The sequence below is a fragment of the Bradyrhizobium lablabi genome (assembly GCF_018131005.1).
Classification (GTDB): Bacteria; Pseudomonadota; Alphaproteobacteria; order Rhizobiales; family Xanthobacteraceae; genus Bradyrhizobium; species Bradyrhizobium lablabi_D.
The window spans coordinates 16,390-41,067 of the sequence record NZ_JAFCJK010000019.1 but is presented as its reverse complement, the minus strand read 5'-3'; the positions used below and the strand labels follow the sequence as shown (position 1 = coordinate 41,067).

Below are 24,678 nucleotides of genomic sequence, written 5' to 3'. Positions count from 1 at the left end.
CAGACAACCGCCGCCGTCAGCCTCCCGGAGCATCGATGAATTGCTGCGCGATCCCGATCGCACCGAAATCGTCGAGGTTCTCGTGTCCGCCACCCGGGAAGCGCACGAACTGCTTGGGCTCGTGCGCAAGTGCGAAGAGACGCTCGCCGAAGCTGATCGGGATCACCGGATCGCTCGCGCCGTGCATGATCAGGAGCGGTGCCGTGACCCGTGCGATGCGCCGATCGGAATGGAATTGATCCCGCATCAACAGGCCGACCGGCACGATGCGATACCGCGCTCTCGCAATGTCCGCGGCCGAGGTGAAGGGCGCCTCCAGGATCAGCTTGCCGACGGGATGCTTGGCCGCGATCGCTACCGCCGGGCCGGTCCCGAGCGAGAATCCCCAGGCGACGATCTGATTGGCGCTGTAGCGTGAGGTGGCAAAGCGATATGCAGCCTCGGCATCCAGCAGGAGGCCGGGTTCGCTCGGAGAACCGCTTGAGCCGGCGTAACCACGATAGGACAGCCCGACCAGACCGGTGCCGTCAGAAATGATGCCCTTGAACCGGGCGACGAGCCCGGCGAGGACATCGCCATTGCCCGGAAAGAACAGAACCACACGATGGCCCGGTTTCGCCGGCACATGCCAGACGATCACCTTCTTGCCATCCGTCGTGGTCAGGACGTGCTCTTCCGCTTCGGGGAATCCTGCGGCGTCCGGCGCGGTCCGTCCGACCGGCGGGACCGGAAACAGGATCTCGCGCTGCCTGAGGAACAGCACCGAAAGACCGGCGAGATAGATGACCGCCGCGACGATCAGGAGCCATTGCAGGACAAGGATCAACGCCCGCAAGCGGCGCTACATGGCCTTGACGACATTCTCGGTCACCTTCTTCGCGTCGCCCAGCAGCATCATGGTATTGTCGCGATAGAACAGCGGATTGTCGATGCCGGCGTAACCGGATGCGAGCGAGCGCTTGATGAACATCACGGTGCCGGCCTTCCAGACCTGTAGCACCGGCATGCCATAGATGGGTGAGGTCTTGTCCTCTTCGGCGGCCGGGTTTGTGACGTCGTTGGCGCCAATCACGAAGGCAATGTCGGCCTGCGCGAATTCCGAATTGATGTCCTCGAGTTCGAACACCTCGTCATAGGGCACATTGGCTTCGGCGAGCAGCACGTTCATGTGGCCGGGCATGCGACCGGCGACGGGGTGAATGGCATATTTCACCTCGACGCCTTCCTTCTTCAGCATGTCGGCCATTTCACGCAGCGCGTGCTGGGCCTGTGCCACCGCCATGCCGTAACCGGGCACGATGATGACCTTGGATGCATTCTTCATGATGAAGGCGGCATCGTCGGCCGAGCCGAGCTTTGCCGGCTTCTGCTCACCGCTGCCGCCGCCGGCTGCCGCCGTCTCGCCTCCGAAGCCGCCGAGGATGACCGAGATGAAGGACCGGTTCATTGCGTGGCACATGATGTAGGACAGGATCGCGCCGGATGAGCCGACCAGCGCGCCGGTGATGATCAGCGCGGAATTGCCGAGCGTGAAACCGATGCCGGCGGCAGCCCAGCCGGAATACGAGTTCAACATCGAGATCACGACCGGCATGTCGGCGCCCCCGATCGGGATGATCATGAGCACGCCCAGCACCAACGCGATGATGGTGATCAGCCAGAAGTCGACAGCGCTGCCCGACATTACGAGCCCGACGATGAAGAAGACGAGCGCAAGGCCGAGCACGATATTGATGATATGCCGGAACGGCAGGATGATCGGCGCGCCGCTCATCCGCGCCGACAGCTTCAGGAACGCGATCACCGATCCGGTGAAAGTCAGTGCGCCGATAGCGACGCCGAGCGACATCTCGACCAGGCTCTGCTTGTGGATGTTGCCCGGCGTGCCGATGTCGAACGCTTCAGGCGCATAGAACGCTCCGGCGGCGACCAGCACCGCTGCCATGCCGACCAGCGAGTGGAAGGCTGCCACCAGCTCGGGCATCGAGGTCATCGGCACGCGCCGCGCGATCACGGCACCGATCGCACCGCCGATTGCAACGCCGAGAATGACGAGCAGCCAGGCGAGGCCATCCGCGGGCGGATGGTTCGCGAGCGTAGTGCCGATCGCGATCGCCATGCCAACCATGCCGAACAGATTGCCCTGGCGCGAGGTGGCCGGGCTCGACAGGCCGCGCAGCGACAGGATGAAAAGCACGCCTGCCACGAGATACAACAGTGCGGAGAGATTGGCGCTCATCTCAGGTCCCCAATTTTCCTCTTTACCCCGAGGTGGTTGCCGATCACTTGGCTTTCTTCTTGTACATCGCCAGCATGCGCTGGGTGACGAGGAAGCCGCCGAAGATGTTGACGCAGGCAAAGACCAGCGCGACGAAGCCGAAGCCGCGTGCCCAGCCCGAGCCGCTGGAGACCAGGCCGACGCCGACAGCAAGCAGCGCGCCAACCACGATCACCGAGGAGATCGCGTTGGTCACGCTCATCAGCGGCGTGTGCAGCGCTGGCGTCACCGACCACACCACGAAATAGCCGACGAACACGGCGAGGACGAAAATCGACAGCCGGAACACGAAGGGATCGACGGCCTGCGCGAGATGCTCCATGGCTTGTCTCCTTATTGCTTCGGCTGGAAGCTGGGATGAATGACGGCGCCGTCCTTGGTCAGCGCGGTGGCCTTCACCAGCTCGTCGTCCCAGTTGACGGCGAGCGCCTTGTTCGCCTTGTCGATCATCGTCTCGATGAACGAGAACAGATTGCGCGCGTAGAGGCCGGACGCTGACGCCGCGACTCGGCCGGCGACGTTGGTATAGCCGACGATCTTGACGCCATCGACGTCGACGACTTCTCCGGCCTTGGCGCCCTCGACATTGCCGCCGCGCTCGACGGCAAGATCGACCAGCACCGAGCCCGGCCTCATCGACTTCAGCATTTCGGCCGAGACGAGTGTCGGCGCAGGGCGGCCCGGAATCAGCGCCGTCGTGATCACGACGTCCTGCTTCTTGATGTGCTCGGCGGTCAGCGCGGCCTGCTTGGCCTGGTACTCCTTGGACATTTCCTTGGCGTAGCCGCCGGCGGTCTGCGCGTTCTTGAACTCCTCGTCCTCGACCGCGAGGAATTTGGCGCCAAGGCTCTCCACCTGCTCCTTGGTTGCGGGCCGCACGTCGGTCGCCGTGACGATGGCGCCCAGCCGTCGCGCGGTCGCGATCGCCTGCAGGCCGGCGACGCCGACGCCCATCACGAACACTTTTGCGGCAGGAACGGTGCCGGCCGCGGTCATCATCATCGGGAATGCGCGGCCGAAGGCTTCCGCACCTTCGATTACCGCGCGGTAGCCGGCGAGGTTGGCCTGCGAGGACAGCACGTCCATCACCTGCGCGCGGGTGATGCGCGGCATCAGCTCCATCGCGAACGCCGACACGCCCGCATCGGCCATCGCCTTCAGCGCGGCGTCGTTGCCGTAGGGGTCCATGATCGCGACGACGAGCGCGCCGCGCTTGTACTTGGAGAGCTCCGAGGCTTCAGGCCGCTTCACCTTGATGATGATGTCGGCGTCCTTCAGAGCGTCGGCGCTGACGGTTGCGCCGGCTGCGGTGAATTCGGAATCGGGCAGACCCGACTTGATGCCCGCGCCCGGCTCGACCACAACCTCGGCGCCGATCGCCTTGAATTTCTTGACGGTGTCCGGGGAAGCCGCAACCCGCGGCTCGGACGGATCGATTTCCTTGGCAACGGCAATCTTCATGGGGCCTCCGGCGGCGCGAGCGGCGCCCGCGTCCTCAGACTAGCGTTACTTTCGCCAGGTTGGATACCCGGTCTTGCCACCGGGCTCGACAGAAATTCCGGGTATCGCCGGGGGACGGCGGTGCAGCATCCGGTCCGGGATCAGACCAGGAAAAAGGCCATCAGGATGAGAATGATAGCGACGCTGATCGTGCCGTATTTGACCAGCATGAGAAACCCTTCATAGGTCTGCTCATGCGCCAGATAGTCATTGCCGTCAGCGGTCGTGTAGGCCACTTCGCTATGGTCTGCCATCGATGGTCCCCAGTCAGAATTCACATCCGGGTGAGCAATTACCGCAAACGGGGTGGCAGGGCAACGCCGCCATTCCCATCGGGCCATTTGGAAGGCCAATTGTCCCGGCTCCAGGGGGTCGGGCCTCCTCCCTCGCCGGCCGCGCTGGATAAGGAGTCCCGCGCCCTTCCGCTGTAGAGCGCCGGCATCTCAACCCATCCCCTCCAACTCGTCGATCATTCCGGCGATGACGGAGAGGCCGCCGTCCCAGAATTTCGGGTCCTTGGCGTCGAGGCCGAACGGCTTGAGCAGTTCGGAGTAGTGCTTGGTACCGCCGGCCGAGAGCATGTCGAGATAGCGCTCGGCAAAGCCTTCGGAGGCGTGCTCGTAGACCGCGTAGAGCGAGTTCACCAGGCAATCGCCGAATGCGTAGGCATAGACATAGAACGGCGAATGGATGAAGTGCGGGATGTACATCCAGAACGTCTCGTAGCCCGGCTTGATCTCGATCGCCGGCCCAAGGCTCTCGCCCTGCACGCCGAGCCAGATCTGGCCGATGCGCTCGGCGGTGAGTTCGCCGTTCTTGCGCTCGGTGTGGACCGCGCGCTCGAAGGAATAGAACGCGATCTGCCGCACCACGGTGTTGATCATGTCCTCGACCTTGCCCGCGAGCAGCGCCTGGCGCTGTTTTGCGTTCCTGGTCTGCGACAACAGCCGCTTGAAGGTCAGCATTTCGCCGAACACGCTGGCGGTCTCGGCAAGCGTCAACGGCGTCGGCGCCATCAGCGCGCCGTTCTTGGCCGCCAACACCTGGTGCACGCCATGACCGAGTTCGTGGGCGAGCGTCATCACGTCGCGCGGCTTGCCCTGATAATTCATCAGCACGTAAGGATGTGCCGACGGCGTGGTCGGATGCGAGAAGGCGCCTGGCGCCTTGCCAGGACGAACCGGCGCATCGATCCAGCGATCGGTGAAGAAGCGCTCCGCGATATCGGCCATCCTCGGCGAGAAGCCGCGGTACGCCGACAACACCATGTTGCGCGCCTCGGGCCAGTCGATCGTGCCGGTCGCCGCGAATGGCAGCGGCGCGTTGCGGTCCCAGTGCGGCAACTTCTTCTTTTTGAACCAGCCCGCCTTCAGCGCGTAGTAGCGGTGCGAGAGTTTCGGATAGGCCGCGCGCACCGATGCGACCAGCGCATCGACTACCTCGCGTTCGACGCGGTTGTTCAGGTGTCGGGCATCGGCGACATCCTGGAAGCCGCGCCAGCGGTCTGAGATATCCTTGTCCTTGGCGAGCGTGTTGGTGACCAGTGCGAAGGTGCGCTCATTGTCCTTGAAGGTCTTCGCCAGCGCCTGAGCTGCAGCCTTGCGCTTGTCGCCCGCCTTGTCCTGCAGCAGGTTCAGCGTCGGCTCGATCGCAAGCTGCTTGCCCGAGACCTTGAAGCGCAGCCCGGAGATGGTCTGGTCGAACAGCCGGTTCCAGGCCGCATAGCCGCTCTGGGCCTTCTCGTGGAAGAGCTGCTCGACCCGGTCCTCGAGCTGATAGGGCTTGTCCTTGCGCAGATCCTCGATCCATGGCCGGTAATGGCCGAGCTCAGGCTCCCGCATCGCGGCCTCGATCACATCATCGTCAATGCGATTGAGCTCGAGCGAGAAGAACAGCAAATGAACCGACGCGGCCGTCAGCCGTTCCGAAACGTCGCCATAGAATTTCGAGATCGCGGGATCGACGCTGTCGCCGGCATGAACCAATCCGGCGTAAGAGCCGAGACGGCCGGCGAGATCGTCGATCGCTTCATAGCGCCGCACCGCCGCGGCAAGCCACTTGCCACCGCCGTCACCAGCCGTATTCTCTGCGAGCTTGCCTTTGTAGTCGGTCTCAAACACGACGCAATCTGCATCCAGTTTCTGCAAGTCGCGCGCGACTTCCGGCGCGTCGATACCCGAATAGAGATCGGCGAGATTCCATTCAGGCAGCTTGCCGGTTTTGCCGACTGCTTTTTTCGCGGCAGGCTTGGCGTCGATCAATTTGCGTTGAGCCGTCTTGCGAAGAGCGGATTGTTGGCGGAGAGCAGACTTGTTGTGGACAGCAGACTTGTTGCGCAGGGTCATCTTGTTCGAAACCTTAACCTTCGGTCGGAAGACGGCAGCGGAATAGAAGCAGAATGGCAAGATTTAAGAGTGCGTTAATCGGCATCGGCGACAGTGCCCCGATTCGAGACAGATAAGCGTAAGGTGCGGGGAAAGCCATGGCTGCGACCATTTTGATCGCCGACGACGACGCCGTACAGCGCCGTTTGGTTGAAAACATGGTGCAGAAATGCGGCCATGACCCCCTCGTCGTCGACAGCGGCGACGCTGCGATATCGGCATTGACCGCCTCCGACGCCCGAACGATCGACGCCGTCGTGCTCGACCTCGTGATGCCCGGGCTCGACGGCCTCGGTGTCCTCGCAAAGATTCGTGAAGCTGGTTTGAACGTCCCCGTCATCGTGCAGACCGCGCATGGCGGCATCGACAATGTGGTGTCAGCGATGCGCGCCGGCGCCCAGGATTTCGTGGTCAAGCCGGTCGGCTTCGAACGGCTGCAGGTTTGCTTGCGCAACGCACTTAATACTTCCGCGCTGAAGGGCGAATTGCAGCGTATCCGTCACAGCCGCGAGGGACGGCTGACCTTTTCCGACATCATTACCCGGAGCGAGGCCATGACCGGCGTGCTGCGGACCGCGCAGAAGGCGGCCTCCTCGGCGATTCCGGTGCTGATCGAGGGAGAATCCGGCGTCGGCAAGGAGTTGTTCGCCCGCGCCATCCACGGCAGCAGCGAGCGCAAGTCAAAGCCGTTCGTCGCAGTGAATTGCGGCGCGATCCCCGACAACCTCGTCGAATCGATCCTGTTCGGCCACGAGAAGGGCGCCTTCACCGGCGCCACCGAGCGCCATCAAGGCAAGTTCGTCGAGGCGCACGGCGGCACGCTCTTCCTCGACGAAGTCGGCGAACTGCCGCTGACGGCGCAGGTAAAATTGCTGCGAGCACTGCAAGAGGGCACGGTCGAGGCCGTCGGCGGACGCAAGCCGGTCAAGGTCGACGTCCGCATCATCTCGGCGACCAACCGGAAATTGCTCGACCTCGTCAAAGGCGGCCAATTCCGTGAGGATCTGTTCTACCGCCTGCACGTGCTGCCGTTGACCATCCCGGCGCTGCGGCAACGGCGAGAGGATATCCCGCATCTGCTGCGGCATTTCCTGGCGCGCTTCTGCGCCGAGGAGAACCGCAACATCACCGGCATCAGCGGCGAGGCGATGGCGCATCTCGCGCAGCTCGACTGGCCCGGCAATATCCGCCAGCTCGAGAACACCGTGTATCGCGCCGTGGTGATGAGCGACGGCGAACAGCTCGGGCTGGCCGATTTTCCGCAATCGATGGCGCATGCCGCCGCGGACGCCAAAACAGTGCCCGGCGAGCCGCTGATCGTGTCGCCCTCCACGGCGCCCGCAATGAATTCTGGTAGCGAAATACCGATTGCTCCTTTGCCCATCGCGGGCAGCCTCTCGATGCTGAACAGCTCCGGCGACGTGCGGCCTCTCGAGGACCTGGAGAACGAGATTATCCGCTTTGCGATCTCGCATTACCGCGGGCAGATGTCGGAGGTCGCGCGCCGGCTGAAGATCGGCCGCTCGACACTCTATCGCAAGCTCGACGAGGCGGCGGCCGACGATCGCACCACCGACGCGAATTGAGCCTTAACGATCTCGGTCAGGAGCGGCGAAGTGGCGGCGCCGCCGGATGCTGTTGGACCGTTGCGCGGCGGTGACAGACAAACGCGGTGCTGCGTGGCAAAACCACACAGACTGAGCAAAATCAGTCGGTTCGAGGTCAGTTTGCCGCAAGTTGCCCGCATTGCGCTGGTTGCATGGAAGAGGCCCGTGTATCGTCTGCGTCGGTTTGCGTGCAGGCGTGCCAAAATTCGATCAAGCCTGAGCGTTAGCGCAGGCTTGAAACCAAACACTGACTTGAACTGTTCCTATGCCGGGGCAGTTTCGCCCAGGGGGGTGTGACGATGCGTGACTCTTGGAAGGCCCGTCAGGGATTTGACCGCGTATTGATGGCCGTCGCGGCAACGTTCCTCGCGGTTTCAGCGATTCCGGCCGCCGCGCAGGACACGCCTCGCGCCAGCGCCGCCGAGCTCGCGATCGACGCGGCGATCCCGCTGCCCGAGCCCGCCAATGTACCGCCGCCCACCGCAAGCGATTTCAAGATCGACACGACCGCCGCGCTGCCCGACTCCGCGAAGGCACCTAACGCGAAGCCGGCCGAGCCGAGCACGGCTGCGACCGCCGAGCCGAAGCCCGCCGATTTGGCTACGACGCCGGCAGCCGACAGCAAGCCCGCCGATTCGCCAAAGACCGACACGGCCGCTGCGCCGCCCGCAGCAACGCCCGCACCTGCGACGGCAACCGCGCCCGCCGCGGCTTCCGCGACGACGGCAACACCCGCTGCGGCTCCCGCCGCTGAACCAGTCAAGGCCGCGAGCAACGTTCCCGCCGAGGATCAGCCCGTCGCCGACAGGCTTCGCGAGATGCTTGCGAACAAGTCACTGCGGACCTTCGACCGCAAGAGCGAACGCGCGGCCGTCGAGAAGTTTTATTCGGCCCGCGAGTACGCCCCTGTTTTCACGCAGGCCGGCAAGCTCACGGACACCGGCAAGGGCGTCATCGCACGCCTGAAGGATGCCGCCTCGGACGGCCTCAATCCGGCCGACTATCCGGCGCCGGAATTCGCCGCTGCGACCTCGCCGGATGCGCTGGCCGATGCCGAGCTGAAGCTCGTCGCGAGCATGCTGGACTATGCGCGCCAGGCCCAAAGCGGCCGCATGCACTGGTCTCAGGTCTCGGGGGATATCCTCTATCCCGAACATCCGATCGATCCGGCCGAAGTGCTGGCGAACGTCACCTCCGCCAAGGACGCGTCCGCCGCGCTCGACAGCTACAACCCGCCGCACAGGCTCTACAAGGAGCTGAAGAAGAAGCTCGCCGAGCTGCGCGGCCAGGGCGAGGGCTCCGTCCAGATCGCCGAGGGACCTGCGCTGAAGTATGTGCCGGCGCGCAAGAAGCAGGCGGCGATCGAGATGGACGATCCGCGCGTGCCCGGTTTGCGCCACAGGCTGGGCGTCAGCGAAAACCCCGAGAGCGCCACGTATGACGCGACGGTAGCCGCCGCGGTCGAGAGATTCCAGAACAGCGTCGATCTGAAGCCGACCGGCGTTCTCGACGACCGTACGGTCAAGGCGCTGAACAGCCCGAAGCGCGACAAGCAGATCGACATCGTGCTGGTGAACATGGAACGCTGGCGCTGGCTGCCACGCCAACTCGGCGCGGCGAATGCCGGCAATGCCTATGTCATCCTCAATATCCCTGACTTTACGCTGAAGGTGATGCACAACGGCGCGCAAGCGTGGAGCACGCGCGTCGTCGCGGGCAAGCCCGGCACGCATGCGACGCCGCTGCTGACCGAGACGATGAAGTACATCACGGTCAATCCGACCTGGAACGTGCCGCCCTCGATCGTCTACAACGAGTATCTGCCGGCGCTGCAGCAGGATCCGACCGTGCTGCAGCGGATGGGCCTGCGCCTCGAGCGCAACCGCGACGGCTCGATCCATATATCGCAGCCGCCGGGCGAAGCGAACGCGCTCGGACGCATCCGCTTCAACTTCCCGAACAAATTCCTGGTCTATCAGCACGACACGCCGGACAAATATCTATTCGCCAAGGAGGAGCGCGCCTTCAGCCATGGCTGCATGCGGGTACAGAATCCCGACCAGTACGCCTCGGTACTGCTCAACATCGCGACGCCGAACGAGCACTACACGCCGGAGCGCGTGCGAAGCATGTACGGTTCAAGCGAGATCGACCTGAAATTCCAGACGCCGATCCCGGTGAACATCACCTATCAGACGGCGTTCGTGGACGACTCCGGCAAGCTGCAATTCCGCAGGGACATCTACGGCCGCGACGCCACCATGGTGTCGCTACTCAAGAATGGCCGCGGCAAGGATCTCGAAACGGTGGTCGCGCATTCGCAGCCGAGCTACTCGCGCCCGCCGGGCAGCAGCCTGCCGGCGGGCGTGAATGTCGCGAGCGACAACACTGGCTGGTCGTCGGGCCCGTCGTTCTTCGAACGTCTGTTCGGTGGTCCGCAGCTGCAACCAGCCCCGCAGCCCGGCCGTCGCATACAACGGCGGGTGATCACGCGTTAATCCACAGACCGAGAAATTCGGGTCAATTTTGGTGTAAAATCAACGATCTCGCCCCCTCGGCGGGATCGTTTATGTTAACCATTGTCCATCCTGGCTGCGGCACCGAGCAATTTTTCGCCACAGTCACCCGTTTAGGTTAAAGCCAACTTGGGGGCGGGACGGTAAACCTCGGTTAACCCTCCCGCTTTAAGAAAGTGTTCACCGTCCTTCGCGGGGGGTCTGCGAGGGAGCCGAGGGAACGCTGGTCGACTGGGTGGGCTCATAGTGCTGGCTGTTTTCGCACGCCACTTCAAACCACTGTCGTTGTCGAAGACCGGGTGCCAGTTCGGTCTCAGCTCGCTGTTGCTCCTTGCCGGGGTCGGATCGGTCCACGACGCGACCGCGCTGAACGAGACCCGGACCCTCGCTTTCCACCATACCCATTCGGGCGAGGATCTCACGGTCACCTTCAAACGCGACGGCCGCTATGACGAAGCCGCGCTGAAGCAGCTCAACCATTTCCTGCGCGACTGGCGCACCCAGGATGAGACGGTGATGGACCGTCGCCTCTTCGATATCCTCTGGGAAGTCTATCGCGACGTCGACGGTAAGCAGCCGATCCAGATCATCTCCTCCTACCGCTCTCCCGCCACCAACGCGATGCTCCACCGCCGCTCTTCGGGCGTGGCGCGCCACAGCCAGCACATGCTGGGGCACGCGATGGACTTCTTCATTCCGGGCGTGCCGCTGGAGCAGATCCGCTACGCCGGCCTCCGCCTGCAGCGCGGCGGTGTCGGCTTCTATCCGACCTCGGGATCACCATTTGTCCATCTCGACACCGGCAGCATCCGCCACTGGCCGCGCATGACACATGACCAGTTGGCCAAGGTGTTCCCGGATGGCCGCACGGTCCACATCCCGACGGACGGCAATCCGCTGAAAGGCTATGAGCTCGCCAGGGCCGACGTCGAGAGGCGCGGCAATGGCGATGGCGCGGCAACCATCACCAGGCCCAACCTGTTCGCCAAGCTGTTCGGGATCGGTAAATCGAACGAGGACGACGACGAAGCCGGTGCTCCCGTCGTGAACGGGAAATCCGCAGCCAATACCGTGGTCGCAGCCGCAGCGCCCGCCAAGGCCACCGACCCGATTCCGGTGCCGCGCGCCAAGCCGCAGATCGCCGCCGCCATCCAGCTCGCTGCAGCCGACGCGCAGATCGAGCCGGCGTCCAAAACAAAGCCGCCGGTCCAGACCCAGGCCGCCGACAAGACCGAGCCGAAACCGCAATCACCCGCCGATATCATCAATGCCCGTGGCTTCTGGGGTGACGAGGCGACCGCACCGAAGCAGGCATCGCCTGCGCAGATCGCGGCACTGAAGGCACGCGAGGCGATCGCCGCCACCACCGACCCGCAATCAACCGCCAGCGTGTCGGAGAACTTCAACAAAGCGCTCGCTTACGCCCCGGCCACCTCTCAGCAGGTGGACCGCGCCAACATCGTGACGGCGTCGGCGCCGATCCCGCGCAATGTGCGCCCGACCCGCAATGCGGCGGCAGCCGCCACCGAGATCAATACGGTGGTGCCGAAGGGCGCGCAGCAGGGCCCAAGCATCGTTACCACATCCGCGCGGATCGCCGCCGCCAAGGGTAACGACGTCTGGATGCGCGTGGTGATGCTGGCGCCGAGCGCCAGCGGCGGCATGCTGACCACCGTGCTTGGAGACGCCGACCTGAGCCTGATGCGCGCCCATTTCGTCAAGCCGCAGACTGCGGTCGCCATGACCTTCTCGGATGATCCGATGATGGGCATGACCTGCGATCAATTTTCCGGCTCGGCCACCGCCGCTCTGACGACCCGGTCGTTCGTGATGCGCACCGCGTCGCTGCGCTGAGCGAGAAGTTCTTACGCGGAAACATAGCTCGAATTTTTGAGATAGTTGGCGCACTCGTGGCTTGAGCAGAGCTCGAGCGGTTCGCCGACCTCTCGCCAGGTTGCCTCGACATCGCGAGGCTCTGCGGCTCGTGTCAGATGTTTGAGCTTGGCGAGGACCTCTACGTTCGGATTGAGGTCAGTTCGGCCGGATGAATCGTTTTTTAGCTCGGCCCCCCGGGCGTGAACAAAAGTTCACACCGCCCGAATCCGTCTTGATGGCGCGCGTCGCCAGTACATTCGTCGGCTTCCGCAAGGTGAGCCGTCTCAAGCGAATGCGCTTGCGCGGCGCCCATGCAAATGAATTGAAGCGGCCAGATGTGGGAGAGCGACGATTTGCGATCCCATAGAATCAGATGACTGCGCCGCTCATTTCTGATGGAGCGAACGCGCCGATTTCATCTGTAACGTCGTTCGCCAACAAACGAAATGATGGTGTAGCGAGGGTCGTCCAACCTTCGCAGCGTCTCAGTCGGCGATGATCGCGGCGATGATTACGCCGGGCGCGCCAGACCGAAGCGTGTGGACATTTGTCATGAATTTGAATCCCAGGCGAGCAAAGCGGAATTTTGGATCCGAAGGATTAGATTGGCGCCCTTCAGCAAATCAATCGACTCTCAAGGGCGAGAGGCGATGCGTCGATCTTTTTGACTGCCAGGCGATACCAGACTCGGTTTTTGCGGCGTTGACCGTCTCGTGAGGCCGCTTGAGAACGCTGATCGATAGTGCCGCAGATGGGTATCAAGAGCTTCCACGAGATCTTTGCGCTCGAGGTCAGGGCTATAAATGAGCGCCGCAGGCTGCAGAGTCGAGGGTCCGTCACGCTCGAGGAAGAGGAGCGCCAGCAGAATGGAACGCCGGTATTGCGTCCGACGCCTGAGTCAAAGCTGATCGGCCTTGCGCTATCCGGTGGTGGAATACGATCGGCCGCGTTCTGTCTCGGAGCGATGCAGGCGCTCAATTTGCATGGCTTGATGAGCAAATTTGACTATCTCTCAAGCGTCTCCGGCGGAGGCTATATTGGAATATCGATGACGGCCGCCATGAGCGAAAGCGCCACCGATAAATTTCCGTTTGCGACCAAGCTATCCGAAGGTGAGGAAGCCGGCGTTCAACACATCCGCGACCATGCGAACTATCTTTTTCCGCAGGGCGTCCTCAACATCTTCTCAAACGTCGCCATTTATCTGCGCGGCCTCCTCGCAAATGTCGTGCTTGTGATGCCTTGGCTCCTGCTGGAAGCTGCGGTTACGATCGCGCTTTATCCGGATCAGGCTGCCCTGCCACCGATCGGCGTTCGCGGCGTAACCGCATACGATTTCAAGTTTCTGCTCGGCGCACTTTCGATTGTCGGCGTCCTCCTGGCTTCCTGGGCGCTGTGGCGATCGATGCCTTTGGGGCGTAATGCTTCCGATATCGGCCTTGGCGCCCGCTTCTTTGGAGTCCTGCTGGTCATCGTGCTTGCGACGGCAATCGTCGAGGTACAGCCATTGCTGATAGCCGGCTTCTTTCTGATAGGGCACTCGATTGACAGCGCTGGCGGCTTCTTCGCCGCCACCGCAAAGTGGCTGAGTACCGTCGCGGGGGTCCTTGCCGGCTTCGGGGCTCTCGTCGGCTTCTTGAGCAGCTTTCTGGCCAACGCTCTAAAGCGCGCGAAGCAAAGGTTCGGATCGACGGCGATCGTCGCTCAGCTTGCGATCAAGCTTGCCATGTACGCAGCGGGGATTGCCGTGCCTTTGGCACTGTGGCTGATCTACTTCTATCTTACCTATTGGGGTATCGAGGCTCACGATCCCGACCATCCGCAGAATTGGCTGAAGTCGCTCTCCCAGGCGACCCCGTACCGCGGCGGAAGCGTTCTAGCGCTCTATGTTGAAGTTGCCGTCCTTCTTTTGGCTGTCGGTGCATGCCTCGGCGCCAACGCAAATTCTCTCCATCAGCTCTATCGGGATCGCCTGAGCAAGGCGTTCCTGTTCAATCCCAATCGACGGATGACGAAGAGTATCTGGAGACGCCTAGCTGAGACCGGCAGCGTCGAGGCTGATACCGCCTGGCACGGTTGTGATCTGCTTCCATTGGATGGCAAGCGGATCAGCAGTTTGACCACAGCGCATGCGCCGTACCATTTAATAAACACAGCCCTGAACATCAGGGCCTCCAAATACGCCAACCGCCGCGGTCGTGACGCCGATTTCTTCATCTTCAGCCCGTTGTTCACGGGAAGTGAAGCCACCGGCTACGTCGAAACCCCACTGATGGAAAAGAAGCTGAGGCGACTTACGGTAGCGACGGCTATGGCGGTATCCGGCGCGGCGGCCTCGGCGAATATGGGATCGGACACGATCAAGTCTCTGGTCCCGGCGCTGTCCATTCTTAACGTTCGCTTGGGGTATTGGCTGGTCAACCCGCGCAAGGTCGCCGGTCTGCTCGAAAAGTCATGGATCGCGCACTTGTTCGATCGTCTCTACTTTTTGAAAGAACTCTTCGGCTTGCTGAGCGAGGAGAGTGACACCGTGTACATCACGGATGGAGGACACATCGAAAACCTCGGGCTCTACGAGTTGTTGCGCCGCCGCTGCAAGATGATCGTCGTCATAGATGGCGACGCCGATCCAGAAATGTCGTTTGGTGACCTTGTGACTCTCGAGCGTTATGCGCGCATTGATTTCGGCATTCGAATTGATCTTCCGTGGACTGCCTTGCGCGACGCGAGCCGGCGCGCTTCGGAGGAGATCGCAGCGAGTGGCGGACTGTCGCCAAGCCAGGCAGCTCACGGACCGCACTGTGCCCTCGGCACTATCCATTATCCCCGGAAGGTCGGCGAGACGGACGAGGACGATAGCACCGGCGTGCTGCTCTATGTGAAGTCTTCGTTCACCGGCGACGAGAACGACTACATCGTGGACTATAAGCGTCGTCATCCCGATTTTCCTCACGAGACGACATTGGATCAGTTCTTCTCGGAGGAACAGTTCGAGGTCTATCGAGCCCTTGGATTTCATGCAGTCAACTCCGCGTTCAACCGCGCCGACAAGGTTGCAATGAAGCCGGAGTTGGTGCCGTGGCAGGGTGACAAGACGGCCATTCCGCTCGAAAGAAGGATGCTCGACATATTCGGATGACGATCCTGCGAAGGTATCTTCTTTCCCGCAGCAGAAAGCCCGCCGAACAACACGCGAGATCACGTCAGAAGAGCAACTCCATGTCGATCAGATCTACCATACCATCAACCTTGGCGATCCTTTTCTGCATTCCCCTGATGGCCTTCGACAGCCTGCCTCGGTCCGGACAAGTGGTCGACGAGGCACAATCGGTCGGACGCACCGTTGCATCATTTTCCTCGGCGGACGAAGATTATTTTCAAGACATGGATGGCGGCATCAAGCTTACTCCGGAGGAGGTCAAGGGCCGCGATATGTGGATTCTCTGGACCGGCGGCAACGACCGGTTCTGGGACGGCATGACAACGAGTACGTTTGGTGCGCTCGACCTGCTGAAGATCGTCGCCTACGATCCTAAGTCAAAGATCGATCGCGGCAGACGATGGACCAGTCTTGGGGTGATCAACGAGCCGTGCTTTGATGCGCCGAGTGCACCTGATCCTCAGCGGTTCGGCCTGCTCCTCGACAAGCGACGGGCCGACTGTCCGGCTGATCCGTTCAGCAATCCGGACAAGTATCCTGGCGTAGCTATCGGATCGCGCGGCAAGACGGTTCCAGTCGGCTCGTATTATGGCGAGCCGAGCGGTATCGTCGGCCTTCGGCTGTTCCCCAACCCCGACTTTGATGAGGTTGCCGCAAAGCGCTGGGACCCGGTCCGATACTTCAACGACCCCACCTACTATAACGACAAGAACCTCGTCCGGCCCTATCGCGTCGGCATGTCGTGCGGATTTTGTCATGTTGGTCCGAGCCCCATCAAACCGCCCGCCGATCCCGCGCGTCCGCAATGGTCGAACCTGAGTTCAACCGTCGGCGCTCAATACCTGTGGGTGGACAGAATTTTCGTTTATGGCTCTCAGGCCTCCAATTTCATGGAGCAGTTGGTCCATACGTATCGGCCCGGGGCCATGGACACCTCCTTGATTTCGACCGACAACATCAACAACCCTCGAACCATGAACGCGATCTACGCGCTCGGTCCTCGGCTTGACAACTCCTTGCGCTGGGGGCGCGAAACGTTGATCGGACCGCAACTGCTCAACAAGCAGTTCAACGACTTCCTTCCTGACGGACCACTGACCAGATATTTTGCCAAGCCTGACACCGTCTTTACGCCACGTGTGCTCAAAGACGGCTCCGATTCGGTCGGTGTGCTGGGCGCGCTGAACCGCGTCTACTTGAATATCGGTCTGTTCAGCGAAGAATGGTTGCTCCATTTCAATGCGGTGGTCGGCGGAAAGCCAATCAATCCGATGTCGATTTCGGTTGCCGAACGAAATTCCGTTTACTGGCGCGCCACGGAGGCCTCGACTCCGTCAATGGCGCTGTTTCTGGCCAAAGCATCGGCTTCTCTCGATCATCTGGCCGATGCGCCAGGAGGCGCGAGATACCTGTCGACGGATCGGGCCGTGCTCGATCGAGGCAAGCGAGCGTTCGCCGATACCTGCGCTCGATGCCATTCCAGCAAGCTGCCCCCGATGGCCGAAGGGCTCGATCCGAGAGGGTGCAACGGGCCAGACTATCTGGCGTGCTGGAACAGATACTGGGCTTCAACGAAGACCGACGAGTTCAAGCAAAAGATGCTTGCGATCGTCAACGCTCCCGATTTTCTCGACGGCAACTACCTATCAAGTGATTTGCGTGTGCCGGTTACCTTGTTACAGACCAACGCATGCAGTCCGCTTGCGACGAATGCGATTTCCGGGAACATTTGGGATAACTTCTCTTCGCAGTCCTACAAGGACCTGCCCTCAGTTGGGTCGATCACGATCGACGACCCGTTCACGGGAGCCCCACAGACCTACCAGATGCCCGCGGGCGGGCGCGGATACACAAGGCCGCCTTCACTCATCAGTGCGTGGTCGACGGCGCCATTCCTGCTCAACAACAGTTTGGGCCCGTTCGAGCAGGATCCCTCGGTGGACGCGCGGATAAGGGTCTTCAACGCCTCGATCGAGCAACTTCTCTGGCCAGAGAAGCGCGCTAAAGACCCGGTCTTGGGCAGCACGATTTCGGGTTTCATCGATCGCACTACGACACGGAGCTACATCAGAATCCCTGTTGGCTTCCAACCGGATCTCTTGCGTATACTCGACGCTCCGGTGCGCAATCTGCTCCCGAAAATCATGGATCCGGACGGCACAATCGTGATCGGTCCCATTCCTGCGGGCGTGCCGGTCAATCTACTTGCCAATCTTCAGCCCTTGGCGGAAACGTCAGACCCGCTGCGTCGAGTCGAGCACCTCGCGCAAATTGTCGAGCTTTTGGTCAAATTGAAGCTCGATCTGATCGCCATGCCGAAGTCGGCAAGCGATCAAGAGTTGATCAAGATCTTTTCCAACCTCAAGGAGCCGCTGCTAGAGCTCAACAAGTGTCGCGATTTCGTGGTCAATCGGGGGCATTATTTCGGTACGGCCATGGCCCCCGACGAGCCGCCTTTGGGCGACGACGACAAGCGCGCGCTCATCGAATTCATCAGGACGTTCTAGGCGATCTCGTCTGATGACGATTGCGGACGAGGTCGATTGCCACTACGTCGTTGTCGGCTCGGGCGCCGGCGGCGGAACGGTCGCTGCCCGCCTCGCAGAAGCCGGTTGGCAGGTTATTCTGCTTGAAGCTGGCGGCGATTCTGAGCTGATCGATGCGCCCGGTCTCCCGGATGCGTATGACGTGCCGGCTTTCCATCCGCTCGCTACGGAGCATCCAGCGCCGCGATCCGAAGAGTGACAAGCGTGGTGCCCTCTACCCGCGGGCCAGCACTCTCGGCGGCTGCACCGCGCATAATGCGATGATATTTGTCGCTCCGCATGATCAGGATTGGCCCAATTTGTTCGGGACAATGCTTGGGGACATCATGCCTGCGGCACTTGTGCGATCGGTCCGCGTGATCGCAACGGCGTCGTCGATTCTCGCTTCAAAGTTCACGGGACGCGCGGCCTCCGTGTCGTCGATGCCTCCATCTTCCCGCGCATTCCCGGATTCTTCATCGCGAGCGCGGTGTGCATCGCCGCCGAGAAGGCGGCGGAGGTCATTCTGACCGATGCTAACAGGAACGAGGGGACGTGACGGGTGGCGTATCAAATCCAGCAATTGCTGAAGATGACATCAAGCCAACTCGACGAGCTGTTTGCCAACAGCCCTCCAGGCGACATACCCGATGGTGAAGGGCGAGGAACCGCGTTGATCGTCGAGGCAACTCCTATTGCGCCACTGATCGCCTCGTTCGTCAGCCATTTTGCCTGGCAAGGCAAGATTTTCGATGCGAGAGCCGGTCTTCTGAAGAACATGATCTCGCCCCTTGGCATCGCCGCGATCGTTGCCAAGGTCTACAAGGCGGAAAGCTGGTTTGACGGCAGGGAATGCATCGTGCTCGACTATTCCGAAACGTCAATCGTTGCGGGGTGGATCCGAGACGAGATCAGGATGATCGAGCCCGCCATCTATCTGGGGCAGGTCTTCGCGGGAAGGACGCGGCTCTTTCATTTCGCGCTGCACTTTTAGGGCATGATCCGGAAAAGTGTGTCGCGGTTTTCCCTCGCGACAAACGCGGAGCGTTTGCGCGGAGATCATGCTCGAACAAAGATATGGGAACACAATGCGATCATGTCGCCGGCAGTCCCGCCTTGAGCAGGCCGGCCTCATAGCGCGCCCGGTCGGGTTCGCGCTTGTAATGTTGGGTCGAGAGATGAGCGGCGACTGAGAACGCCGGCTCGCGCTTCAACACCTCTGCCGCGTGTGCGGTGGCCGCCACTGCGTTGCCCATCTGCGCCAATGTCGCCGCGAGGAAGGCGTGATGGGTATAGTCGGGCCGCGTGATGCGCGAGAAAGCGTCGGCCGCATCGGCGTATTTCTCGGCGCAATAGCAGGCCCGGCCGAGATGGCTCCAGAAACGCTCCGGGTGGTACGGGTTGAGGCGCATCGCCCGCTTGATCCAGTCGATGCCCTCCTCCGGCCGCCCCAGCCAGGTCAGAAGCTCGCCCTGTTGCACGACCACGAGGTCGTAATTGGGATTGAGCGCCAGGGCACGCTCCTGATGGTAGGCTGCCTTGTCATGATCGTCGCGGTTCAGGTTCAGCGCGGCGAGGATCCGGTGCACGTCGCTGTCGTTGTCGTCGAGCTTGAGGGCGATCTCGAGCTCCGCGGCCACCTGGTCAAAGGTCGCGTCGCGATCGTCGCACCAATTATAGACCCATGTCTGCCCGAGCACGCAGGCCCGCCAGGCGTGCGCATGAGCATAGTTCGGGTCGAGCGCGATGGCCCGTTCGAGCAGACGCTGCGCTTCCGCATTGTCGTCTCGTGCCGAACGATGGTGCAGCACCTTGGCGGCGAGCACGCACTCGTAAGCCGCCATGTTTTCGGTCGGCTTGCGATTGACACGGTCATGGGCTGCCGCCTCGACGCGGCCCGGTAGCGTTGCCACGATCGCGCGCGTCATCTCGTCCTGGATGGCGAAGACATCGGCAAGCTCGCGGTCGTAGCGCTCCGCCCAGACATGCCGGTCGGCCTCGGCGTCGATCAGCTGCACAGTGACACGAATGCGGCCGCCCGCCTTTCGTACGCTGCCTTCCAGCACATAATCGACAGCGAACTCCTTGGCGACGTCCTGTACCTTCACGGCCTTGCCCTTGTACACGAAGGCCGAGTTGCGCGAGATCACGAGCAGATCGTGGAAACGCGACAGCTCGGTGATGATGTCCTCGGTGAGGCCGTCAGCGAAGAACTCCTGCTCGGGATCGCCGCTCATGTTGGCAAGCGGCAGGACCGCAATTGACGGTTTTCTGGCGACCGCGGGCTCTGCCGCTGATGTCTCAGAGTGCTCGGGGGCCGTCGCCGAATCCGTGTCAAGGCGGACACGGAAGACCCGGATCGGGCGGACGATGTTCTTGACGGCCTGCTCGCCGAGATCCTCGAAGGTCAGATCCTCCAAGCGATCCCCGACCTGATCACGCACCGCGCCCGAAACGCAGATGCCGCCGGGCTCGGCAAGCACTTCCAGGCGGGACGCGACATTGACGCCGTCGCCGAAGATGTCGTTGCCGTCGACGATCACATCGCCGAGATTGATGCCGATGCGAAACTGCATCCATCGCGCCGGCGCGACGTCTGTATTGCGTTTGGCCATCCGGCGCTGAATCTCAGCCGCGCACAGCACCGCATCGACGACGCTGTGAAACTCCACCAGCAGCCCGTCGCCCGTGGTCTTGATGATACGGCCACGATTTTTGCCGATGACCGGATCGATCAATTCGATCCGATGCGTCTTCAGGCGCGCAAGCGTACCCGTCTCGTCGGCCTCCATGAGCCGGCTAAAGCCGACCATGTCAGCCGCGAGGACCGCAGCGAGTCGTCGCTCTGGTCCTGGCACATCCATCCGCGGTCTGCCCGGTTACCTCACGAGGCAGTCTAGCAAATCCGGGGATTTGGCCAAGTCACGAGCCGGGGCTGGGAAGGCCCGGCGGCTCACAGCATCCCGAGCGCCTGCATATAGGTTTCGAGGATGGTTTCCTGCTCCTGGCGCTCGTCCGGATCCTGCTTGCGCAGGCGAATGATGGCACGCAGCGCCTTGACGTCGAAACCATTGCCCTTGCTCTCGGCATAGACGTCGCGAATGTCGTCTGAGATCGTCTTCTTCTCTTCCTCCAGCCGCTCGATGCGCTCGATGATGGACTTGAGCTGGTCCTTTGCAAATCGGGTTGCGGGCTCTTCCTTGACGGCGGCAGACGTGACCATCGCGTACTCCTGAACTGGCATTGACTACGTGCGCGATTACGCGTCCCGCGCACCGCTTGTTGCGGTTGACCCTCGATTTTGGGGCGCCTCCCGTCAAGGAGACATCGCGTTCATCCACAGCGCGCCCACAGAAGATGCGGCGCTGCGCACAAGCATGCCCTTCTCCAGAGATGGGCGCGGAATTGAAGTGATTCGCGGGTCCGAAGGACGGTAATCACGAATGGCCCGGTTGGGCCTTCTTCATCGCGGCAAGCTGCTCCGGGGTTGCGCTGCCCTGATACTTGGCCTTCCACTCCTCATACGGCATGCCGTAGACCGCCTCGCGGCTCTCATCCTTGCTGACGGCTATGCCCTTGGCGTCGGCCTCCTCCTTCATCCAGTTGGACAGGCAGTTGCGGCAGAAGCCGGCCAGGTTCATCAGATCGATGTTCTGGACGTCGGCCCGGTCACGCAGATGGTTGACCAGGCGCCGGAAAACCGCTGCTTCGAGTTCTGTTCTGGTTTTGTCGTCAATGCTCATTGCCGTCGTCCCGGTGTGTCATCAGCACCATATTGAACCCACATGGGAATTGTCACAGATTTTGCCATATCGCCGCGCAAATACCGGACCAGATCGCTTGCGCCGGTTTCCCGTAGCGTGGGAAATGCCACCACCCCCGTTGACAGTTCCACCGACGCACGCGAAATCGTCAACGAGTTGATATAGCTTCGCCGCATGACTGCAACAGACTCCCCCGCCTCACCTTCCCCCGCCTCCGCCGGCCTGGCCATGGCCGCCCTGCTGCCGACGCTGGTTCTCGCGGCGTGCCTGTGGGCCAGCCCGGCAGCCGCCGATTTCCGCCTCTGCAACAACACGGCGAGCCGGGTCGGGATTGCGCTGGGCTACAAGGACGCCGAGGGCTGGACCACCGAGGGCTGGTGGAACGTGTCGTCGCGGAGCTGCGAGACGCTGCTGCGCGGCAATCTGGTTGCGCGTTACTATTACATCTACGCGCTCGACTATGACCGCGGCGGCGAATGGTCCGGCCAGGCCTTCATGTGCTCGCGTGACAAGGAATTTACCATCAAGGGCACCGAAAACTGCCTGGCGCGCGGCTACGACCGTACCGGCTTTTTCGAGGTCGACACCGGCGAGCAGCGCGCATGGACCGTCCAACTAACCGAGGCAAACGAGCAACCGCCGCCGAAACTGCCGGGAATGCCGGGAGGAGTAGCTCCGGGCGGCCCCGGACCGGTGCCCGGCCTGCCAAATCCGCCAGGCACGCCGGGTCTGCCGCCAGCCGCAACGCCGCCCGGAAACAAACAATGAGACGTCTGCGTCGCATCAAGATCCTCGCAACCCTCGGTCCAGCCTCTTCTGACAGCGCGATGATCCGCAAGCTGTTCGAGGCGGGAGCCGATGTGTTCCGCATCAACATGAGCCACACCCCGCACGACAAGATGCGGGAGCTGGTCAATACGATCCGCAATGTCGAGAGCAGCTACGGCCGTCCGATCGGCATCCTGGTCGACCTGCAGGGACCGAAGCTGCGCCTCGGAGCGTTCGAGAACGGTTCGATCCAGCTCAACAACGGCCAGAGCTTCGTCCTCGATTCCGACAAGACGCCGGGTGACAACAGCCGCGTCCATCTCCCGCATCCGGAAATCCTTGCGGCGCTGCGGCCAGGACATGCGCTACTGCTCGACGACGGCAAGGTCCGCTTGATCGCCGAGGAAACCTCGCCCGAGCGCGCGGTGACGCGCGTGGTGATCGGCGGCAAGATGTCGGACCGCAAGGGCGTCAGCCTGCCCGACACCGATCTGCCGGTTTCGGCGATGACGCCGAAGGATCGCGCCGATCTCGAGGCCGCGGTGACGACGGGCATCGACTGGATCGCGCTCTCCTTCGTCCAGCGCGCCGAGGACGTGCACGAGGCCAGGAAGATGATCCGCGGCCGTGCCGCCGTGATGGCGAAGATCGAAAAGCCACAGGCAATCGACCGCCTCGCCGACATCATCGAGGCGTCGGACGCGCTGATGGTGGCGCGCGGCGACTTGGGCGTCGAGTTGCCGCTGGAGCGGGTGCCGAGCCTTCAGAAACAGATGACCCGCATGGCGCGGCGCGCCGGCAAGCCCGTGGTGATCGCGACCCAGATGCTGGAATCGATGATCCAGTCTCCGGTGCCGACACGCGCCGAGGTCTCGGACGTCGCCACCGCCGTTTACGAAGGTGCCGACGCCATCATGCTGTCGGCGGAATCGGCCGCCGGGAAGTTCCCAGTCGAAGCGGTCGCGACCATGAATCGCATCGGCGAGGAAGTGGAGCGTGACCCGAACTATCGCGGTGGCATCAACGCGCAGCGCGTCGATCCGGAGCCGACGGTCGGCGACGCCATTGCCGACGCCGCGCGCCAGATCGCCGAGACGCTCGAACTCTCCGCGATCATCTGCTGGACCGATTCCGGTTCGACCGCGATCCGCGTCGCGCGCGAGCGGCCGCGCCTGCCGGTTGTCGCGATCACGCCGAATCTCGCGACCGGACGCAAGCTGTCGGCGGTCTGGGGCGTGCATTGCGTCGTCGCCGAGGACGCGCACGATCTCGACGACATGGTCGACCGCGCGGGCTCGATCGCCTTCCGCGACGGCTTTGCCCGCGCCGGGCAGCGCATCATCATCGTCGCCGGCGTGCCGCTCGGCACACCCGGCACCACCAACATGGTACGCATCGCCACCGTCGGCTCGCAGAGCGACGCCAACATCTGAGGGCCTATAATGCCAGAGCGTTATCGGCTCATCGAATCAGAGCCGACAACGCATTAAGCCCCGACCAGCGCCTTCGCCGGCATCGTCGCTTGCACCACGAGGCCGCGGGCGCGCGCATCCATCACGCCAACGGCGCGCAGCGCAAGCAGCGTTACGGTCTGTACCGCGTCACGCATCTTGACGGGATCGTCGAGATTGGTGGACGCCAGCGGCCCGACCAGGGCCTCGTGCAAGGCACCGAGCAATGCCGTGGCCGCAAGTGCAGTGTCCTGGGTCGGCAGATGACCGGCGCGCACCGCGGCATCAATGCGGATGGCTAGCTCACCGGCGATATCGCGGCGGCTGGCAAGCCGCGACGCGGTGACGTCGACATCGACCGGCTCGGCCAGAATGCCCCAGGCGAGCTTGCGATGCGACAGCACGTGGACGGCTATTGTGGTGATGGCAGCGGCCAGCGCTGACGACGGCCCCGGCGCAGCATCGGCGGCGCGGCGGATCGCCGCAAGCTCGTCTCGCGAGACGTCGGCGATCAGTTCCGAGATCAGTTCAGCCTTGGATGGGAAATAACGATAGACCGTGCCGGCCGCGACATTGGCGCGGACCGCAACCGGTGCGATCTGTACCGCCGCCATGCCACCGTCAGCCGCGGCGTCCCGCGCTGCCGACAGGATTGCGCTGCGACGGGCAGCCAGCCGTTTTACGACCTGATGGGTTCGCCGATAAACCATGGCGTTGTTCCGTCCCTAGCGGCACGTCCTACCGGCGCCCACCGGCAGAACGCGCGCATCTTCAATGTTTTGAGTGATTGAGCGTCAATCACCGCAAGAAGTGAACACCTATTCAGACCGAAAGACAAGGTGGATTTGTA

20 protein-coding genes are annotated in these 24,678 nt (G+C 62.4%); 10 read left to right on the top strand and 10 right to left on the bottom strand.

What is annotated here, in order from left to right; translation table 11 throughout:
- Nucleotides 1-16 precede the first annotated feature (16 nt).
- The 6 genes from JQ553_RS32750 to JQ553_RS32725 all read right to left on the bottom strand — a co-directional run bounded on the left by JQ553_RS32750 (nucleotide 17) and on the right by JQ553_RS32725 (nucleotide 6,123).
- Complete coding sequence (locus JQ553_RS32750) at nucleotides 17-835, bottom strand: alpha/beta hydrolase (RefSeq protein ID WP_249144800.1); 819 nt, start codon at nucleotides 833-835, stop codon at nucleotides 17-19.
- Between the two features lie 6 nt (nucleotides 836-841).
- Nucleotides 842-2,239, bottom strand: coding sequence for an NAD(P)(+) transhydrogenase (Re/Si-specific) subunit beta (locus tag JQ553_RS32745; protein ID WP_212504206.1), 1,398 nt, complete (start codon nucleotides 2,237-2,239; stop codon nucleotides 842-844).
- A 43-nt stretch (nucleotides 2,240-2,282) separates the two neighbouring features.
- Nucleotides 2,283-2,600 (bottom strand): proton-translocating transhydrogenase family protein, encoded by a 318-nt coding sequence (locus JQ553_RS32740; protein WP_212504205.1) that lies wholly within the window; start codon nucleotides 2,598-2,600, stop codon nucleotides 2,283-2,285.
- An 11-nt stretch (nucleotides 2,601-2,611) separates the two neighbouring features.
- Nucleotides 2,612-3,739, bottom strand: a complete 1,128-nt coding sequence (locus JQ553_RS32735) for a Re/Si-specific NAD(P)(+) transhydrogenase subunit alpha (protein ID WP_212504204.1) — start codon at nucleotides 3,737-3,739, stop codon at nucleotides 2,612-2,614.
- 140 nt (nucleotides 3,740-3,879) lie between these two features.
- Nucleotides 3,880-4,032 carry an aa3-type cytochrome c oxidase subunit IV gene (locus JQ553_RS32730; RefSeq protein WP_212504203.1) on the bottom strand — a complete coding sequence of 51 codons (153 nt, stop codon included), beginning with the start codon at nucleotides 4,030-4,032 and terminating at the stop codon, nucleotides 3,880-3,882.
- Between the two features lie 189 nt (nucleotides 4,033-4,221).
- On the bottom strand, nucleotides 4,222-6,123 hold the full coding sequence (locus JQ553_RS32725; protein WP_212504202.1) for a M3 family oligoendopeptidase: 1,902 nt from the start codon (nucleotides 6,121-6,123) through the stop codon (nucleotides 4,222-4,224).
- Nucleotides 6,124-6,260: 137 nt separating this feature from the next.
- On the opposite strand from JQ553_RS32725, the gene JQ553_RS32720 reads away from it, so the two are divergent.
- The 8 genes from JQ553_RS32720 (at nucleotide 6,261) to JQ553_RS32685 (ending at nucleotide 18,839) form a co-directional block, all read left to right on the top strand.
- Nucleotides 6,261-7,748, top strand: coding sequence for a sigma-54 dependent transcriptional regulator (locus JQ553_RS32720; protein WP_212504201.1), 1,488 nt, complete (start codon nucleotides 6,261-6,263; stop codon nucleotides 7,746-7,748).
- A 320-nt stretch (nucleotides 7,749-8,068) separates the two neighbouring features.
- Nucleotides 8,069-10,267, top strand: coding sequence for a murein L,D-transpeptidase (locus tag JQ553_RS32715; protein WP_212504200.1), 2,199 nt, complete (start codon nucleotides 8,069-8,071; stop codon nucleotides 10,265-10,267).
- Nucleotides 10,268-10,531: 264 nt separating this feature from the next.
- Entirely contained in the window at nucleotides 10,532-12,139 is a 1,608-nt protein-coding gene (locus JQ553_RS32710; RefSeq protein WP_212504199.1) for a DUF882 domain-containing protein, read from the top strand.
- A gap of 772 nt (nucleotides 12,140-12,911) precedes the next feature.
- On the top strand, nucleotides 12,912-15,299 hold the full coding sequence (locus JQ553_RS32705) for a patatin-like phospholipase family protein (protein ID WP_212504198.1): 2,388 nt from the start codon (nucleotides 12,912-12,914) through the stop codon (nucleotides 15,297-15,299).
- Nucleotides 15,300-15,379: 80 nt separating this feature from the next.
- Entirely contained in the window at nucleotides 15,380-17,827 is a 2,448-nt protein-coding gene (locus tag JQ553_RS32700; protein WP_212504197.1) for a hypothetical protein, read from the top strand.
- 13 nt (nucleotides 17,828-17,840) lie between these two features.
- Nucleotides 17,841-18,065 (top strand): NAD(P)-binding protein, encoded by a 225-nt coding sequence (locus JQ553_RS32695; protein WP_212504196.1) that lies wholly within the window; start codon nucleotides 17,841-17,843, stop codon nucleotides 18,063-18,065.
- Between the two features lie 90 nt (nucleotides 18,066-18,155).
- Complete coding sequence (locus tag JQ553_RS32690) at nucleotides 18,156-18,404, top strand: GMC oxidoreductase (RefSeq protein ID WP_212504195.1); 249 nt, start codon at nucleotides 18,156-18,158, stop codon at nucleotides 18,402-18,404.
- 3 nt (nucleotides 18,405-18,407) lie between these two features.
- On the top strand, nucleotides 18,408-18,839 hold the full coding sequence (locus tag JQ553_RS32685) for a hypothetical protein (RefSeq protein WP_312015222.1): 432 nt from the start codon (nucleotides 18,408-18,410) through the stop codon (nucleotides 18,837-18,839).
- Nucleotides 18,840-18,939: 100 nt separating this feature from the next.
- On the opposite strand, the gene JQ553_RS32680 is transcribed toward JQ553_RS32685, so the two are convergent.
- The 3 genes from JQ553_RS32680 to JQ553_RS32670 form a co-directional block, all read right to left on the bottom strand.
- Entirely contained in the window at nucleotides 18,940-20,709 is a 1,770-nt protein-coding gene (locus JQ553_RS32680) for an adenylate/guanylate cyclase domain-containing protein (protein WP_212504194.1), read from the bottom strand.
- An 89-nt stretch (nucleotides 20,710-20,798) separates the two neighbouring features.
- A complete protein-coding gene (locus JQ553_RS32675; RefSeq protein ID WP_212504193.1) occupies nucleotides 20,799-21,068 on the bottom strand; it encodes a DUF2312 domain-containing protein in 270 nt (89 codons plus the stop codon).
- Nucleotides 21,069-21,282: 214 nt separating this feature from the next.
- A complete protein-coding gene (locus JQ553_RS32670) occupies nucleotides 21,283-21,588 on the bottom strand; it encodes a DUF1244 domain-containing protein (RefSeq protein WP_212504192.1) in 306 nt (101 codons plus the stop codon).
- A gap of 249 nt (nucleotides 21,589-21,837) precedes the next feature.
- On the opposite strand from JQ553_RS32670, the gene JQ553_RS32665 reads away from it, so the two are divergent.
- Both JQ553_RS32665 and pyk read left to right on the top strand, forming a co-directional pair.
- Nucleotides 21,838-22,377 carry a DUF1036 domain-containing protein gene (locus JQ553_RS32665; protein WP_212504232.1) on the top strand — a complete coding sequence of 180 codons (540 nt, stop codon included), beginning with the start codon at nucleotides 21,838-21,840 and terminating at the stop codon, nucleotides 22,375-22,377.
- On the top strand, nucleotides 22,374-23,810 hold the full coding sequence (gene pyk, locus JQ553_RS32660) for a pyruvate kinase (protein ID WP_212504191.1): 1,437 nt from the start codon (nucleotides 22,374-22,376) through the stop codon (nucleotides 23,808-23,810). The genes JQ553_RS32665 and pyk overlap by 4 nt, the downstream gene beginning before the upstream one ends.
- A 53-nt stretch (nucleotides 23,811-23,863) precedes the next feature.
- Here pyk and JQ553_RS32655 read toward each other — a convergent pair whose 3' ends face one another.
- Nucleotides 23,864-24,538 (bottom strand): TetR/AcrR family transcriptional regulator, encoded by a 675-nt coding sequence (locus tag JQ553_RS32655; RefSeq protein ID WP_212504190.1) that lies wholly within the window; start codon nucleotides 24,536-24,538, stop codon nucleotides 23,864-23,866.
- Between the last annotated feature and the right edge of the window lie 140 nt (nucleotides 24,539-24,678).